The sequence below is a fragment of the Mycolicibacterium stellerae genome, from assembly GCF_003719305.1.
Taxonomy (GTDB): domain Bacteria; phylum Actinomycetota; class Actinomycetes; order Mycobacteriales; family Mycobacteriaceae; genus Mycobacterium; species Mycobacterium stellerae.
This window is the reverse complement of sequence record NZ_RARC01000013.1, coordinates 102,005-117,810: the sequence shown is the minus strand read 5'-3', so window position 1 is coordinate 117,810 and position 15,806 is coordinate 102,005. Positions and strand designations below refer to the sequence as shown.

Here is a 15,806-nt window from a genome sequence, read left to right as displayed (position 1 = left end):
CTCATGAGCCGTGAGATGCAGTTGACTCCGAAGGTTCTACGAGAGTCGGTCGAGGCCGCCCTTGCGCGGGTCGTTGATCCTTGCTCGATCGCGACGGGTGTCCCCATCTCCTTACCGGAGATGGGGCTCGTGGAGCGGATCGAGATCGATGAGGGTGCCGTTGCGGTCACTCTCCGACTCACCAGCCCGATCTGCCTACAGGTTGGGAACATCGTCAGCGCCGTCGAGGAACGAATCGGTTCGATCGAGGGCGTCACCAGTGCCCGGTGTGAGGTCAACCCGGCGGGCGAATGGCTTCCGACGATGATGAGTACCACGGCTCGCGAAGAACTTAGACGCCGCCGAAACGAGCGCAACCTTGCGGTGGCCCCCGCAGCGGGCATCGCTCGGTAGGTCGACCGAAAGGCTAGCCTCCTTCGAGGCTGCCTGGCGTATGACGCAGCCAGATTCTCCCGAAGGAGGCTAGTGTTGACGACGGTTGAAAACTAGGCCAGTCGCGACGGTGAAAAGTAGGCCACCCAATCAGATTGGATGGGTGATCTCCTTGGAAGACTGGGCCTTGATCCGGCATCTCCACCGCAGCGAAGGATTGTCGCAGCGGGCTATCGCACGGCAGCTGAGCATCGCGCGCGACACGGTGGCCAGTGCGTTGGCCACCGTGTCGCGCCGCCGAAGTATGAGCGAGCCTCATCACCGTCGGCGATCAACGAGATGGAACCGCGGATTCGAGCGCTGTTGACGGCCTATCCCACGATGCCGGCGACGGTGATCGCCGAGCGGGTCGGGTGGACCGGGTCGATCTCATGATTTCGGGAGCGGGTCCGGGCGATCCGCCCGGAGTACCTGCCCGCTGATCCGGTGGATCGACTCGCCCATCCGCCGGGGCGAGCAGTCCAGTGCGATCTGTGGTTCCCGGCGCCCAAGATTCCGGTCGGGTTCGGCCAGGAGGCGATGCTCCCGGTGCTGGTGATGGTCGCGGCGTTCTCCCGGTTCATCGCCGCGGTGATGCTGCCCTCGCGCCAGACCATGGACCTGGTCGCCGGGATGTGGCAGCTGCTCTCACACAGTTTCACCGCCGTGCCGCATGAGTTGTGGTGGGACAACGAGGCCGGGATTGGGCGTCGGGGTCGGTTGACCGAGCCGGTGACAGCGCTGATGGGCACGCTGGGGTCGCGGCTGGTGCAGATGAAACCCTATGACCCCGAATCCAAGGGAATCGTCGAGCGAGCCAACCGGTATCTGGAAACTTCATTCCTTCCCGGACGCAGCTTCACCTCACCTGCGGACTTCAATGATCAACTCAGTCAATGGCTTCCGACTGCCAACACTCGAAGGGTGCGGGTGCTCGATGGTCGTCCGGTCGACTTCCTCGATGCCGATCGAGCCCAGATGCTGACCCTGCCACCGGTGCCACCAGTCACCGAGACGATGACCTCGGTGCGGCTGGGACGCGACTACTACCTGCGGGTGGGCGGCAACGACTACTCCGTGGATCCGAGAGCGATCGGTCAACTCGTCGAGGTGAGCACCACCTTGGCCCGAGTGACGGTGATTCGGGCGGGGCGCCTGCTGGCGGCTCATGACCGCTGCTGGGCGGCGCGACAAACCCTGACCGACCCCACCCACGTGACGACGGCCGCGGTGCTGCGTCATCAATTCCAAACCGGTCCACCGCCGGCCGACGGCGATCATCTGGTCCGCGACCTCGCAGATTACGACCGTGCTTTCGGTGTCGACTTCACCACCGGCGCAGTCACTTCCGATGGTGAGGTGGCCTGACATGGCCGAGGATCCGATGAAGTCCGTCCTGCACTACGCCCAAGCCCTCAAAGCCCCACGCATCCGCGAGTCCGCGGCCCGCCTGGCCGAACAGGCCCGCGACGCAGGTTGGACTCATGAAGAGTATCTGGCGGCAGTGCTCTCCCGGGAGGTCTCGGCCCGCGAAGCCTCTGGTGCGGCGACCCGCATCCGATCGGCAGGGTTTCCGACCCGGAAGTCATTGGAGGACTTCAACTTCGATCACCAACCAGCACTGAACCGGGACATGATCGCCCACCTGGGCACCGGGGCCTTCCTGGGCAAGGCCTCCAACGTCGTACTCCTCGGGCCACCCGGAACCGGCAAGACGCACCTTGCCATCGGACTGGCGGTCAAGGCCGCCCAAACCGGGCACCGCATCGCGTTCGCCACCGCCGTGGACTGGGTCGCCCGCCTCAAGGCCGCCCACAACGCCGGCCGGCTCCCCGCCGAGCTGGCCAAGCTGCGCCGCGTCGGCCTGCTCGTCGTCGACGAGGTCGGTTACATCCCCTTCGAGCAGGACGCCGCGAACTTGTTCTTCCAACTGGTCTCCAGCCGCTACGAACACGCCTCGCTGATCCTGACCTCCAACCTGCCGTTCGCCCGCTGGGGAGACGTATTCGGCGACCAGGTCGTGGCCGCGGCGATGATCGACCGCATCGTGCACCACGCCGACGTCCTGACCCTCAAAGGCTCCAGCTACCGCCTCAAAGACACCGGAATCGACACCTTGCCCTCCGCCAGAGCCGACAACACGGCACAATAACCACGACCACGTGGCCTAGTTTTCAACCGTCGTTTTTGGCCCGGGTTTGGACCGTCGTCAACAGCTAGCCAGCGGATGCCTCCGTGGAAGGACTCCGGCCAAGGGGACGGCAGCACCGGGCTATGTCTACTGAGATCGTTTGTTGCTCAAATACATCCGCGAATACGCCTAGACCCCACGGGCGGGGTATCCGAGGTCGTTCTCTACTGCAGATGCACGGCCGGCCGTTGCAACACCTGCGCCACCCCGAAGATGTCGGCGGAGGGTACGACGCCGTATCCGGCAAGAATCTCACTACCGTCCATCCAGACGTTTTCGCCCAGCAGCAGACCGTCCGGCGCCAGCGGGAAATGCGCCAGCGCTGAAAAGTACATCTTGGTGCCAATCTTCTCCGGCGGCGGCTCGATGCCATTCCATCCGCCAATGATCGTCGCGACGTGTCGCACTCTCACCATGACCCCGGTCTCGAATTCGAAGAACTCTTCCTCCACGTGTCCGAAATCGGGAAACTGCTGAAACATGTTCTTGTAGAACTCATACACCTCCTCCTTTCCGCGCATCGCCAGTCCGAATGTGGGGAGGTTGTAGATGCAGTCGTCGGTGAACGTCGTCATGACGGCCTCGGCATCTTGCCGATCCTCTGCTGCGATGTGCTCCTTGACCAAATCCATCAGTTTCGACACGAGTGACCTTTCTCTTGGGTGTGCGCGCCAAGAGCCTGGCGCGCTATTGGGAAAATCAGCGCGTACTCACCCGCCACCGCCATGGGCCGTGAGTGGCGTTCGGCAGTCGTCAACCCGCGCCCAACCGTGGGATCTGGTACGCCTTGGCCACTTCGAAGGCATCCGCGGAGGGAAGCACACCGAAGTTCGCGAGCAGTTCGTTGCCATTGAGCCACACTTCTTCGCCAAGCAAGAGCCCGTCCTCGGCTCGTGGAAAGCGAGTGAAGGTCCAGAAGGTCATCTTGGTGCCCACCTTCTCGGGTGGTGGCTCGTAGCCATTCCACTCCACACCAGAGATGGTCCCCTCGATTTGACAGCGCAGGAACACATCGGTTTCTAGGTCCCACCACATCGAGTCGACGGTTCGGAAGTCGGGAAACGTTGCGAAGGTGTTCTCGTAGTGGGCGCGAACTTCCCTCTTGCCGTGCATATTCAGGCCGATGGCGGGGATCGTATAGACGCAGTTCTCGGTGAACGTCGACATCGTCGTATCGATGTCCTGGATGTCTTCAGCCGCCGCGTGCTTCTTGACCAGATCAAGTAACTTCGACATCTCTCATCTCCTCCTGTTTCATCGCCGTGACCGGCGACAGGTGTCCTTATCTGAGGGGCTTAGGTCGGGTTGACGACGACGCTGCCGACCTTCGCTGGGTCCACGACGTGTTCGAGGGCGCCGGCGAGTTCGTCGAGCGGGAAGATGCGACCAATGTTGTGTGTGAGCACTCCGCTGGACATCATTTGATTGACATCCTCGATCGCCTTCTTGCGGTGCGCCTCCGGCAGGGTGTAAGCGACCGGCGCTCGCAACGTGTGGCCCTTGAACATCATCGTGTAGAACGGCACGACGGGCGCCGGTTGCCCCGCCGAGCCGTAGGCAGACACCACCCCGTTGATACCAAGAACCTTGAGGGTGACCGCGAGATTGCCGCCAAAGTCGACCTCGACGATCCTGTGCACCCCGGCGCCAGAGGTCGCCGCTAAGACCAGCTCCGCAACGTCCTCGGTCCGGTAGTCAATGACCTGATCGGCACCTGCAGAACGGGCGAGCGTCGCCTTTGCGTCATTGCTGACCGTCGCAATGACGGTCGCACCGCCCCACTTCGCCATCTGGATGGCATACCTGCCAACCACGCCGGCTCCGCCGGTGACGAGGACGGTGCGGCCCTCGACTGGACCGTCGCAAAAGACGGAATAGTGCGCGGCTAGGGCCGGGATGCCGAGGTTGGCGGCGTCGACGAAGTCGACGGAATCGGGCAGCTGAACTGCCTGCTCGCTCGGTAGCGCTGTGTACTCTGCCGCTGCCCCGAATGCTCTCTCCCACTGCGCGTTCCAGAGCCAGACCCGCTCACCCACCCGAGATTTGTCCACGCCGTCACCGACGGCCTCGATCACTCCCGCTCCGTCGCTCAGCGGAATCTGCAGCGGAAAGCTGCCACCGTAGCCGCCGCTTTGATCGCTGGAGAGCAGCAGGTGCTGGGCGCTGATCCGCTTCTCGTCACTCGGATTGACACCAGACGCCTCGACCCGGACTAGGACCTCACCCGGCTGTGGGGCCGGGTCCGGCTGATGTCCTACTTTGACGACATCCCGGGTAACTCCGTACTCCTCGAACCATCCTGCTTTCACGTCAAAAGTCCCTTTCCTTGATCGAATCCCAGCAACGACGCAGCATGTCAACGGAGCCGTCCGGGTCCTCCAACATCCACCAGTGCCCCCTGCTCTCGAACAACTCGATCCCCGCACCGAGCATCTGTGCGACCTCCCGATCGAGCCGCTGGCCCGGCCCCGAGCCCTCGGAGTCCAGGGCGGTGACCAGGACCACCCCGGGCGCCGTCGTTGACTGCGTGATCTGTTTCCCCCAGTCGGCGAACAGGTTCGGCGCCGCCGAGCGGTAGAGATCGAGGATGCACCGTTGCATGGTGTCGTCCTGGGCGGCAATGACCTCCCGAGCTGTCTGTTGGCCCACGCGCGTCCGCAGGAGCTCATTGGGGCCGACCAGGATGCCTCTGCCCTCTGATATCTGGCCTTCACCGAGCCCTGGCGTCTGCCATTCCTTCGCCCACGGATGCCACGCGAAGTCCGGGTGAAAGCAATAGGCGCAGTCGGCGATCCAGCTCCGCAGCAGCTCTGGGCGTGTGGTGGCCACCCGCAACGTCAGCAACCCGCCCCAGTCCTGTCCCACCAGATCAACCGGCCCGTCGAGCGTTTCGATCTCGGCAACGATCGCCGCGAGGTAGTCGTCCTTCGTGCCCTCGAAGCCGTCGGGGCGGGGGGTGCCGAATCCCGGGAGCCGCAGGGCCACGGACTCCTCGCCGAGCCGTTCCCTCAGCGGACCCCAGATCGCCGCTGTCTCCGGTACGCCGTGGACGAATGCGATCACGTCACTGCCCCCACCGACGAGGACTGGCGATGCCACCGCGGCGCCACCGCACCGCTTGGGGATGCCGGTGCCTGGGGTGTCGGTCCCATCTCACTTCCTTCACGTCGATGTGTTCGCCGTCACAGCATCGCGGCATTCCGGGAATCGCGGGAGCTGCATTCCATTGGTTGAAACAGGAAATTTCCTGGATTCGGGCCACCGGGGCATGGAGCGTCCTGCTCCAGTGCTCATAACCGCTGGCTGGGGACGCCTCACAGCGCCAGATCACTCGCGGCGAAGAGGCAGTGACAACGGGTCCCGCCGACCGGGTTGCCCGCACACAGGTGAGCACCAGCTCGGACAAGACCCCCGTTAACCAGCATCAATGCTATGACTGGCGTCACGCGCCACGGTCAATTTCGAAATCACCTGATATCTTCGAACATTATGGAGAGGTCAGACATCGCGGTCGCACGATGGGCGCGAGAGAGGGTCGGTGGGGATCGCATCTCTACCCTCGCGAATACAACCCTCAGCCGGAATCACCCACGCCCAGGCGACGTCCAATCGCGACGGCAGGATCGAAAGACTTGATGCGAGAAGACCTTCGGTGACCTCGGCACAACTCAACATCCAGCACATCGAGAGGACCACCATGACCCGACCCATTCGCATCGGTGTCCAAATTGGACCCGATGACGCACCCGACTACGCCAGCTGGCGGACCGCCATTCGTCACGCCGAAGACCTCGGCACAGACCTGATCTTCGGTTACGACCACTTCCACAAGCCAACGCTCGGCGGCTTCGAGGACGGCCAGCCCGTCCTCGCCGAGGTTCAGCCCGACGTGACGAACTTCGAGGGCTGGACCGCGCTGGCAAGCTGGGGCGAGATCACTCACCGCGCCGAGATCGGCTTGCTCGTCACCGGCATCGGTTACCGCAACCCAGACCTCCTGGCGGACATGGCGCGCACCGTCGACCACATCAGCGGCGGGCGCCTCATCCTGGGACTCGGCGCCGGGTGGTACGAAAAGGATTACACCACCTACGGTTACGACTTTGGGACCTGGAAGTCTCGCTTCGACCTCTTCGACGAGAACCTCCAACGGATCGAAAACCGACTCGCCAAGCTGATTCCGCCGCCCGTCCGCAAGATCCCGATCCTCCTCGGAGGGTCCGGTGCCAAGCGCACACTGCCTGCCGTAGCCCGTCACGCCGACATCTGGCACAACTTCCTGGACATCGAAGAGTTCAAGAAGGCAAGCAAGCTCGTCGACGAACTCGCCGAGCAGGCCGGCCGATCCGGCGGCGACATCGAGCGCTCGGTGAGCTGGCGCGGAGCGGACTCCGTCGACGCCTACCTCGAAGCCGGGGCGACCACGTTCACTACGGAGATCCACCCCGATCCCGTCAGCGGATTCGACTTCACCATCCTCGAAGAGATGCTTGCCTGGCGCGACCGTCAGCGCTGAACGTGGAGGCGGATCAGTAGCACTCCGCAATGCTCGACGAATGGCAAGGCCCTGAACACATCGACGGCGCGGTCACCAGGCCGCGCCGTCGGCTAGTGAGGGGTGCGGTCGCTCCAGGAGGATCGCTTCACACGCGTTCTAGAACGTCAGCTCGACGTCCACTCCGGTGAAGTACGCCTCGACGTCCGATGCGGTGACTGCGGGCATCGACGCTGGTGACCATTTCGGCTTGCGGTCCTTGTCGATGACCATTGCTCGGATTCCTTCGACGAAGTCGTGTGAGTCGAGCGCAGCGCAGGACGTCCGATACTCCTGCGCGAGAACGTCTTCCAGTGTCCCGAGCGCGCCGGCGCGACGGACGGCTTCCAACGTCACCGCAAGAGCGATCGGTGATCGCGCGGTGATCGTATCAGCCGCACCGTTGGCGAGCCGCGCGTCGTGACGACGCAGGCACGAGACGATCTCCGCGATCGTCTGCCCGGCATAGCAATCGTCGATCCAGTCCTTTTGGGCCACTGCGCTCGGCGGGGGTGTCACCGCATACGCGGACAGGGCCGTCCCGACACCGTCTGCGACGATGGTGGCCGTGAACCCGGTCAACGCGTCGTGCGGCACGTAGTGGTCGGCGAATCCGAGCGCGATGGCGTCCGCACCGGACATCGGTGCACCGGTCAGCGCGGCGTGCAACCCGGTTGACCCCGGAGCGCGTGACAGCAGGTAGGTGCCGCCGACGTCGGGAATGAACCCGATCCCCACCTCGGGCATCGCGAGCTTGGTCGTTTCGGTGACCACACGGGTGTTTCCATGCGCGCCGACGCCCACGCCCCCGCCCATCACGATGCCGTCCATTAGGGAGACATACGGTTTCGGGTAGCGGCTGATGTATCCGTTGAGGAGGTACTCGTCGTACCAGAAACGGCGCGTCTTGGCGCCGCCCTCATCGCGGATGTCGTGGTAGATCGCGACGATATCACCGCCCGCACACAGTCCGCGCTCTCCAGCGCCGTCCAACACGACGGCGGTGATGTCACCATCCTCGGCCCACTCGGTGAGCACCTGGCGCAGGCGGGTGACCATGGGGTGGGTCAAGGAGTTGATTGCCGTGGGACGGTTGAGGGTAACGAAACCGACCGTCCCGTTCACTCGGGTGAGTATCTCGGCGGTTTCGGCCGTCATGCGTGGCATCCAATCACTGGTAGACGTAGTCGAGGTCAGAATGCTTCAACTGTTGCGCAGCAGGTCGATGACGGCGCTGAAGTCCTTGTCGGCGTGATCGATGGCGAACTTGGCGTAGATGTCGGCGGCACGAGTACCCAGTGGCGCACACGTCTTGGTGGCGTTGACCGCAGTCATGGCGAGTCCCAGGTCCTTGTTCATCAGAGCGGTGGCGAAGCCCGGCTTGAAGTGATCGTTTGCCGGCGAGGTGGGAACCGGCCCCGGCACAGGGCAATTGGTGTGCACCGACCAGCAATTGCCGGTGGCTCCCGTGATGACGTCGAACAGAGCCTGAGCAGACAACCCGAGGTTCTCGGCCAGGACGAAGGCTTCACCGATGGCGATCTGCTGTACGGCGAGCACCATGTTGTTGCACACCTTCGCCGCCTGGCCGGTGCCAGCGACACCGCAGTGAATGATCCTGCCCGCCATCGGTTCCAAGATTGGCGTGGCCCGCGCGACGGCATCGACGTCGCCGCCGACCATGAACGCGAGAGTACCGGCGGTGGCGCCTCTCACCCCGCCCGACACCGGGGCGTCGATTTGAGCGAGGCCGCGTTCGGCAGCCTTGGCGTGGATGTCACGAGCGTCGTCGACCGAAATGGTCGAGGTGTCGATGAGCAGCGCGCCCACATCGGCAGCGGGGAGGAACTGGTCGTAGCACGACTTGACGATGGCACCGTTCGGAAGGGAGGTGATCACCACGTCGGCACCGGTGACCGCAGCGTGGCCGCTGTCGAAGACGTTCGCGCCGTTGGCCTTCGCGGCTTCTCGCAGTTCGGCGACGAGGTCGAAGCCGCGTACCGCGTGGCCGGCTGCGACTAGGCGAGCTGCCATCGGGCCGCCCATATTGCCGAGGCCGAGGAAGGCGATCGTCGTCATGTTTTCTCCTTGATCGGTGAGGACACGTCGATGTTCACCCACCATGCCCGCGTGGGGGTACCACCGGCAGCCATCGGAACTGCGAACCGGGGATGCGAAAGTGCGCAACCCTGCCCCTCGTCGGCAGCGGCGAGCGGTCAGGTCACGGGGGGCAACAACTCAGCGCGCCTGCGCGCCACCTCCGTCTGAATCGCGGTACGGACGGCTTGGACCGCAGGGTTGGTGAGGCTTTCCCGGCGGGCCGCCAGTGTGAACGACAACCGCACGTCGACGTCGGCGGGCAACAATCGCCTGAGGTCAGGATCCGGGTCGCCCATGAACGCCGGAAGCAATCCGATGCCGCCGCCGGCCTGGGTGGCAGCCAGATGCGCGAAGATGTTGGTGGACATGAATTTTGCCGTCACACCGGGCAGGTGACGATGCAGGTCGAGATCGCCGACCCGCAACAGCGAGTCGATGAAGAAGATGAGCGGGTGGCGTTGCAACTCCTGCATCGTGGTCGGCTCGCCGAAGTCCCGCAGGTAGCCGCGGCTGGCGTAGAGCCCGAGCGCATACTGACCGATCTGCTCGGCTACCAATCGGCTGCTGACCGGCGTGCCGACTGCGATTGCGACGTCGAAGCCGGACTGGTGCAGGTTCAAGCTCCTCGTCGCCGTGGCGAGTTCCACCACCAGATCTGGGTGGTCGACGCGCATGCGCGCCAATGCCGGGGCGACGAACAAGGAGCCGAATCCATCCGGGGCGGTTACCCGGATGGTGCCGCGAAGATTGTTCTCCCCAATCCCCAGAGCCGCTGCCGTGACGCTCTGCACGGCGTCTTCGATGGCACGGGCATGCTCGGCGACCACCGCGCCGATCTCGGTGAGTTCCCACCCGTCTGCGCCGTTCTGCACCAGCCGCACACCAAGGGACTTCTCCAACGACGCCAGCCTGCGAGACACCGTGGTGTGGTCTATGCCCAGCGCGGCAGCAGCACTTCGTCGTCGCCCGGTGCGCGCTATCGCCAGCAGAATTCGAAGATCGTCGGATCGCACATAGCGCACGTCGATCGCCTGTGCCGCGCGATTCGCGGAATCACTGTCAGTTGATCGGTGACCTTCGCGGTCGTGCTCGCTCCAGACCATGGTGCAGACGATATCGTCGAGACGGGTTTGCGGAAGTCATCACGAAGGCAACTCCGCGAACTCCGGCTCACCGTCGTCGGTGAGTTCCTGATCGCGGCCGATGCCGAGCCAGGCCAGAATTCGCTCCGTATGTTGACCCAATGCCGGCGGCGCCTCGTGCTCGGAGCGCACCAGGGAATGCCCGTGCGGCGTCTCCATTCGCAGGGCGGGTCCCGGCAATTGGATGGGTCCGGCCAGACTGTGGTCGACCTCGATAAGCAAGCCCTGGCTGCGGGTCTGCTCCCAGTCGTAGACCTCGTCGAGGGTGCGGATCGCGCCGGCGGGAATGCCGGCGGCTTCCAGGCTTGCCAACACCTGCGATCGGGTCCCGTCGGCGAAGCTCGTCTCGATCGCGTCCTGTAAGGCCGCCTGGTTGGCGACGCGCTCGGTATTGGTCGCAAAGCGAAGATCGGCGGCATCGAGCCCCACCAGCGGCGCTAAACGTTGCCAGATTTGCTCGCTGCCGACGGCGATCTGCACGAAGCCGTCGGCGCAACGGAAACTGCCGTAGGGCGCGATCTGCGGGTGATGGTTGCCCGAGGGAGCCGCCACCTCGCCGCCAACGGTCCATTTCGTGCCCTGGAAGGTGTGTACGCTTACGGCCGCAGCCAGCAGCGACGTCCGCACCACCATTCCACGTCCGGTCTTCTCGCGACTGGCCAGCGCCGCGGAAACACCGGCTGCGCCGTGCACTCCGGCCAAGACGTCGGCGATGGGCACCCCGATGCGGGTGGGCGCGCCGCCATGTTCACCGGTGACCGACATCAGTCCGGCCTCACCTTGAGCGATCTGGTCGTAGCCGGGGCGATGGCCCTCGGGACCATCGTGACCGAACCCCGTGATCGAGAGCACGATCAACCGCGGATTCAGATCCGCCAACGCTTGCGCGGAGAAGCCCAACCGGTCGAAGGCGCCAGGACGCATGTTCTCAATGAGAACGTCGGCTCGGCAGACCAAGCGGCGCAATGCATCTCGCCCGAACTCGGTCTTCAGGTCGACAACGATCGATTCCTTGTTGCGATTGGCCGACATGAAGTAGGTGGACTGCAAGTCGTCCTCGGGGCCGACGAAGGGCGGGCCCCAGGTCCGCGAGTCGTCGCCGCTTCCCGGAGCTTCGACCTTGATCACGCGGGCGCCCATATCGCCGAGCATCATTGCCGCGATCGGTCCGGCCAGTGCCCGCGAAATGTCGAGCACGAGAACTCTGTCGAGAGGTCCAGCAGTCATGTGCCTCTCCTGTCGGAGCAGCACGTCCGGGGCCGCTCGTGGTCGCTGGTACCGCAGCGTTGCGGCGACGGGGCGCCTTCCGCCAAGGCGGTGATGGTCGATTCGGCGGTTGTTCGGAGTCCGGTCCCGATTTGGGACGTCACAGGGAACGCACGCGGACGTTGACCTGCTTGGTCTGCGTGAAGCCGGCGATCATGCCCTCCACGGACAGCTCGCGGCCCACGCCGCTCTGCTTGTACCCACCATAGGATTGCCCGACCATCTGGCCGCCGCCCTGGTTCACCTGCACCCACCCGGTCTCGAGGGCATGGGCGGTCGACAACGCCAGATCCAGATCACGGGTCCAGACGTACGCAGCCAGTCCGTAGTGCGAATCGTTGGCCATGGCGACGGCCTCGGCATGGTCGGTCCACGGGATCACCACCAGTGCAGGGCCGAAGATCTCCTCCCGCGCCAGCCGCCAGGAGTTGTCCGCGCCGGTGAACACGGTGGGGGCCATGTAGTAACCGTCGGTGTCGGTCATCGTGGCGGAGGATCCGTCAAGCGCAACAACGACTTTCGAGGCGTTGAAGCCGTCGTCGAGGAATTCGCACACCGAGGCGAACTGCGTACCGTTGACGATGGCGCCCATGTCGGTGGATTCGGACAATGGATTGCCGACTTTCAGCGCGGCCAGGGCCGACACCAACCGGTCGAGCACCTCGTCGTGGACGTCGCGGTGCAGGAACAGTCGCGATCCGGCGGTGCAGCTCTGGCCTTGGCGGTGGACGCGAGTCGACAGCAGCAGGTTGGCGATGAAGTCGTCGTCGACCCTCACGTCCGGGAACACGATCGAGGGGTTCTTGCCTCCCAGTTCCAACGAGGCGTGCGCCAACCGCCCAGCGGCCGCCCGCGCAACATGCTTGCCTACCTCGGTCGAACCGGTGAACGACACCTTGTCGACGCCGGGGTGCTGCACCAGCGCCTCCCCGGCGATGGGTCCTGTCCCGGTCAACACGTTGAGAACACCGGCAGGCAAGTACTCGGCGCAGATCTCGGCCAGTGCCAGCACGCTCAACGGGGCCGCCTCGGCAGCCTTGACGACCACCGTGTTACCCGCTGCCAGCGCCGCTGGAATCTTGAAGCCGGCGATCATCAACGGCGAATTCCATGGCAGGATGCATCCGACCACGCCCAATGGCTCCAGGCGGGTGTACTGCAGCTGGTCGTCACCGGCGGGCAGCACGGTGCCCTTCACCTCGCCGGCAACGCCGGCGAAGAATCGGAACAGGTTGACCAGCGTGGCCACCTCAGGTCTGGCCTGGGTGCGCAGCGCATTGCCGGTGTCCAATGCGGTCAGCCTGGCCAGCTCCTCGGATCGGCCTTCGATTGCGTCGGCGATCTTGAGGAGAACGCTGGCGCGGCTGGTGAAGTGCTGAGATCGCCACGCGGGGAACGCCGCACGTGCCGCGCGCACCGCCCGGTCGACGTCCGCAGCCGAGGCGGCGGGCACTCGGGCGATCACATGCTCGCGAAGAATCGGTGTGGTCACATCGCTGTACGCACCATCGAGCGCCGACACCCACGCCCCATCGACGAACATCAGGTAGTCGCGTGCGCCGGGAATCTTGAGCTCGTGGGGGCGGGTCGCGGCGGATGTCATGGACAAGGCTCCTTCAACGAACATCGCCACCTACGGTGGCCACGGGATGACGGGCGGATCACAGTGTGTGACAACGCAACCGGCCCTCAACGCGTTCATGCGGTCATGGGTGCGTCATTCGACGGTGCGCCCCGTCGGCATGCTCTGGCAATCGCCAGAACTGCGACCCCGGGATGCAGAAATGCGCACGCCTAAAAGGTCTGCCCCATCGGCGGCTACCTTCGGACCGCTCGCTAACGGCCTCCCACTGCGGGCGGACACGCTCGGAGAGGACTTGACGGTGTGGTGGGCCCTCGGCGGTGCGTCGGACGTTGCGAGCCGGGGCCCACTCACCCATGTTCATGGGTTATCCAATGGGGACTCGCCCGCCCGGTCTATCTGACGGTGCTGGGACGCCCTGGTGTTTGTTGAGCGTATGGGCCCCGGACTCTGCACGCATGTTCGGTGGCTGGTCGCGTGTGTTCGCACCCGTGGGGACAAGGGCAACCGCATCCGACGGGAGCCGCCTCGACCACGCAGTAAAACGATCCAACTCTATATTTTCGAAAACTGTTGACGTCTTCGTATATCGGGCGTAAAAATAGACGCGCACTAAGTGAGGCACGACACGTTGGAATGACTCAGGCCGTCCTCGGCCCGGCGGCGCGCCGGTGTTCGGCGGCGAGAAGCACCCGTCCGCTTCGGATTTGCCCCGCCCAATCCGCGACTCGAAAGGACGGTATCGATGCCGCTCCACCGGCTGACCGCGCTCACCATGGGCGTGCCCAACGTCGACGAGACCATCGCGTACTACACGGAATTCGGCCTCACGCCGGGAGCGGACGGCTGGCTGTCCAGTACCGACGGCGGTCAGCAACTCAGAGTGACGGGGGCCCCCTCCCGACGCCTGATCGAAATTGGCATCGGCGCTGAACATCCCGGCGACATCACTGAAGTCGTGCACCGACTGCGGGCCACGGGGGCACCGGTGCAGACCGACGGGACCAGCGTCACCACCATCGAACCCGTCACCGGAACCCGCATCGTCGTAACCGTGGCCGAGCCGCTCCTGCAGCCCCACACTCCCGCGACGCCGTACAACGGGCCAGGCAGAATCGAACGCCAGAACGGACGAGCTCCTGGCGTGCTGCGGGATACCGCGGTGCGACCCCGCAAGCTGGGCCACGTCGTACTCGGGACGACGGACTTCGAGGCAAGTACGACGTTCTTCGTCGACGTGATCGGCTTCAAAGTCAGCGACAGGATAAAGGACCACGGAGCCTTCCTGCGCTGCTCGACCGACCACCACAACCTCCTGGTGCTGAATGCTCCGGTCGCCTTTCTGCACCACAGCTCCTGGCAGGTTGACGACATCGACGAAGTCGGTCGAGGCGCCTCGGCGATGTTGGAGGGCAACCCCGAACGCCACGTCTGGGGCCTGGGACGTCACCACGCCGGCTCGAACTTCTTCTGGTATCTCAAGGACCCGGCCGGCAACTTCTCCGAGTACTACTCCGACATGGACAGCATCATCGACGATCAGCTGTGGTCACCGGAGACCCTGGCAGGCGCCCGCGGCCTTTTCAACTGGGGGCCCCCACCGCCACCGTCCTTCCTCGCACCAGACGATCTCGCGGAGATCATGACCGGCGCCCATCAGCCAGGCTGAACGCCCACCTCGCGAAGGCGCCTCGCCGGCTTCCGCCGCCCAACCTTCCAGGAGCTCACATGTCCGACTCCGTCGCCTCGTCGCACATCAACTCGGTCGCGGACCGGTTCACTGCGGCGATCGCTTCTGCCGACATGCGCGCCATCCGAGAGCTCTACACCCCCGACGCCGTGATTTGGCACTGCACGGAAGCCGTCGAGCTGTCCGTGGACCAACTCGAACCCCTGGTCACCGCCATCGCCTCGGTATCAGACTGCCGCATCGAGGTCCTCTCGCGCAGCGCCACCGACACCGGATTCGTTCAGACCCAGATGAATACCTACACACTGCGCGACGGTGGCGAGGCTGTCCTGCGCAGCGCGCTCTTGGTGACCGTCGACGGTGATCGGATCAGACGCGTGGATGAATACTTCGACAGCGTTGCGCTCGGCCCCCTCATCGCGGCACTGCCCGCACCCTGAGACACCCAAGATCATCGAGCGAGCCGCACTGATGTCCGTCTAAATGAGTAGTACATTCGCCGGAGCTACTGACGGGTCGGGCCTCGCGGATTTCGTTCCAGCGATCCCCTCGCCTCCGGCCCTGCGATGGCTCCGGGTTGCAGGGTGAAATGCGACGGGGGAATACAGCCAAGTTGTTGGACTGGATGGTGTCTTTCCGGGTGTCCCGTAATTCCTGTTGAGCGCTGGTGAGCGTGCAGATCCTTGAGCGGCGGGCGCGTCTCCGGAGCGATCGTGTGGCACATCGATCTCTATGCTGCCGCACGCGTCGGTCAGGACGGTCTTGTAGCGGGTCCCGCTGCGGGAGTTGCCACTTCCACGACCTGCCCGTTCACGACTGTCGCCACTTACACCATTACCACGACACTCCCTGCTCGTTGTCCCCGTTCTCACCGTGCGATGCGGTGCCGT

The 15,806-nt window shown here is 64.5% G+C and carries 14 protein-coding genes and 2 pseudogenes; 6 read left to right on the top strand and 10 right to left on the bottom strand.

From position 1 onward, the window contains the following. Window positions 1-3 precede the first annotated feature (3 nt). From D6M19_RS17895 to istB, 3 genes and pseudogenes are all read left to right on the top strand, one after another. Complete coding sequence (locus D6M19_RS17895; protein ID WP_123026576.1) at window positions 4-393, top strand: metal-sulfur cluster assembly factor; 390 nt, start codon at window positions 4-6, stop codon at window positions 391-393. A gap of 142 nt (window positions 394-535) precedes the next feature. Next, a pseudogene (gene istA / locus D6M19_RS17885) lies at window positions 536-1,779 on the top strand (IS21 family transposase). A gap of 1 nt (window position 1,780) precedes the next feature. After that, complete coding sequence (istB, locus tag D6M19_RS17880; protein ID WP_123026574.1) at window positions 1,781-2,563, top strand: IS21-like element helper ATPase IstB; 783 nt, start codon at window positions 1,781-1,783, stop codon at window positions 2,561-2,563. A gap of 203 nt (window positions 2,564-2,766) precedes the next feature. Here the strand turns inward: istB and D6M19_RS17875 are convergent, their stop codons facing one another. From D6M19_RS17875 to D6M19_RS17860, 4 genes are all read right to left on the bottom strand, one after another. Then, a complete protein-coding gene (locus D6M19_RS17875; protein WP_164478556.1) occupies window positions 2,767-3,246 on the bottom strand; it encodes a nuclear transport factor 2 family protein in 480 nt (159 codons plus the stop codon). A 109-nt stretch (window positions 3,247-3,355) separates the two neighbouring features. Then, on the bottom strand, window positions 3,356-3,838 hold the full coding sequence (locus D6M19_RS17870) for a nuclear transport factor 2 family protein (RefSeq protein ID WP_123026572.1): 483 nt from the start codon (window positions 3,836-3,838) through the stop codon (window positions 3,356-3,358). Window positions 3,839-3,897: 59 nt separating this feature from the next. Beyond that, on the bottom strand, window positions 3,898-4,911 hold the full coding sequence (locus D6M19_RS17865) for an NADPH:quinone reductase (protein ID WP_123026571.1): 1,014 nt from the start codon (window positions 4,909-4,911) through the stop codon (window positions 3,898-3,900). 1 nt (window position 4,912) lies between these two features. Next, window positions 4,913-5,701: an alpha/beta fold hydrolase gene (locus tag D6M19_RS17860; protein WP_164478555.1), complete on the bottom strand. Its 789-nt coding sequence runs from the start codon at window positions 5,699-5,701 to the stop codon at window positions 4,913-4,915. A gap of 598 nt (window positions 5,702-6,299) precedes the next feature. Between D6M19_RS17860 and D6M19_RS17855 the strand changes: the two genes are divergently transcribed. After that, entirely contained in the window at window positions 6,300-7,118 is an 819-nt protein-coding gene (locus tag D6M19_RS17855; RefSeq protein WP_123026622.1) for an LLM class F420-dependent oxidoreductase, read from the top strand. A 138-nt stretch (window positions 7,119-7,256) separates the two neighbouring features. Here the strand turns inward: D6M19_RS17855 and D6M19_RS17850 are convergent, their stop codons facing one another. The 5 genes from D6M19_RS17850 to D6M19_RS17830 all read right to left on the bottom strand — a co-directional run bounded on the left by D6M19_RS17850 (window position 7,257) and on the right by D6M19_RS17830 (window position 13,247). Continuing rightward, the gene (locus tag D6M19_RS17850; protein ID WP_123026569.1) at window positions 7,257-8,294 is read right to left on the bottom strand and encodes an enoyl-CoA hydratase/isomerase family protein; all 1,038 of its coding nucleotides are present in this window, start codon (window positions 8,292-8,294) and stop codon (window positions 7,257-7,259) included. A 45-nt stretch (window positions 8,295-8,339) separates the two neighbouring features. Beyond that, window positions 8,340-9,215: a 3-hydroxyisobutyrate dehydrogenase gene (mmsB, locus tag D6M19_RS17845; protein ID WP_123026568.1), complete on the bottom strand. Its 876-nt coding sequence runs from the start codon at window positions 9,213-9,215 to the stop codon at window positions 8,340-8,342. Window positions 9,216-9,352: 137 nt separating this feature from the next. Continuing rightward, on the bottom strand, window positions 9,353-10,339 hold the full coding sequence (locus D6M19_RS17840; RefSeq protein ID WP_123026567.1) for a LysR family transcriptional regulator: 987 nt from the start codon (window positions 10,337-10,339) through the stop codon (window positions 9,353-9,355). A gap of 39 nt (window positions 10,340-10,378) precedes the next feature. After that, window positions 10,379-11,605, bottom strand: a complete 1,227-nt coding sequence (locus tag D6M19_RS17835) for a CaiB/BaiF CoA transferase family protein (RefSeq protein ID WP_123026566.1) — start codon at window positions 11,603-11,605, stop codon at window positions 10,379-10,381. 139 nt (window positions 11,606-11,744) lie between these two features. Further along, window positions 11,745-13,247, bottom strand: a complete 1,503-nt coding sequence (locus tag D6M19_RS17830) for an aldehyde dehydrogenase family protein (protein ID WP_123026565.1) — start codon at window positions 13,245-13,247, stop codon at window positions 11,745-11,747. Between the two features lie 724 nt (window positions 13,248-13,971). On the opposite strand from D6M19_RS17830, the gene D6M19_RS17825 reads away from it, so the two are divergent. Together D6M19_RS17825 and D6M19_RS17820 are read left to right on the top strand one after the other, a co-directional pair. Beyond that, window positions 13,972-14,895, top strand: coding sequence for a VOC family protein (locus D6M19_RS17825; RefSeq protein ID WP_123026564.1), 924 nt, complete (start codon window positions 13,972-13,974; stop codon window positions 14,893-14,895). A 59-nt stretch (window positions 14,896-14,954) separates the two neighbouring features. Beyond that, a complete protein-coding gene (locus D6M19_RS17820; RefSeq protein WP_123026563.1) occupies window positions 14,955-15,356 on the top strand; it encodes a nuclear transport factor 2 family protein in 402 nt (133 codons plus the stop codon). Window positions 15,357-15,617: 261 nt separating this feature from the next. Here the strand turns inward: D6M19_RS17820 and D6M19_RS17815 are convergent. Next, a pseudogene (locus D6M19_RS17815) lies at window positions 15,618-15,737 on the bottom strand (transposase); the annotation flags it as partial. Window positions 15,738-15,806: the final 69 nt, after the last annotated feature.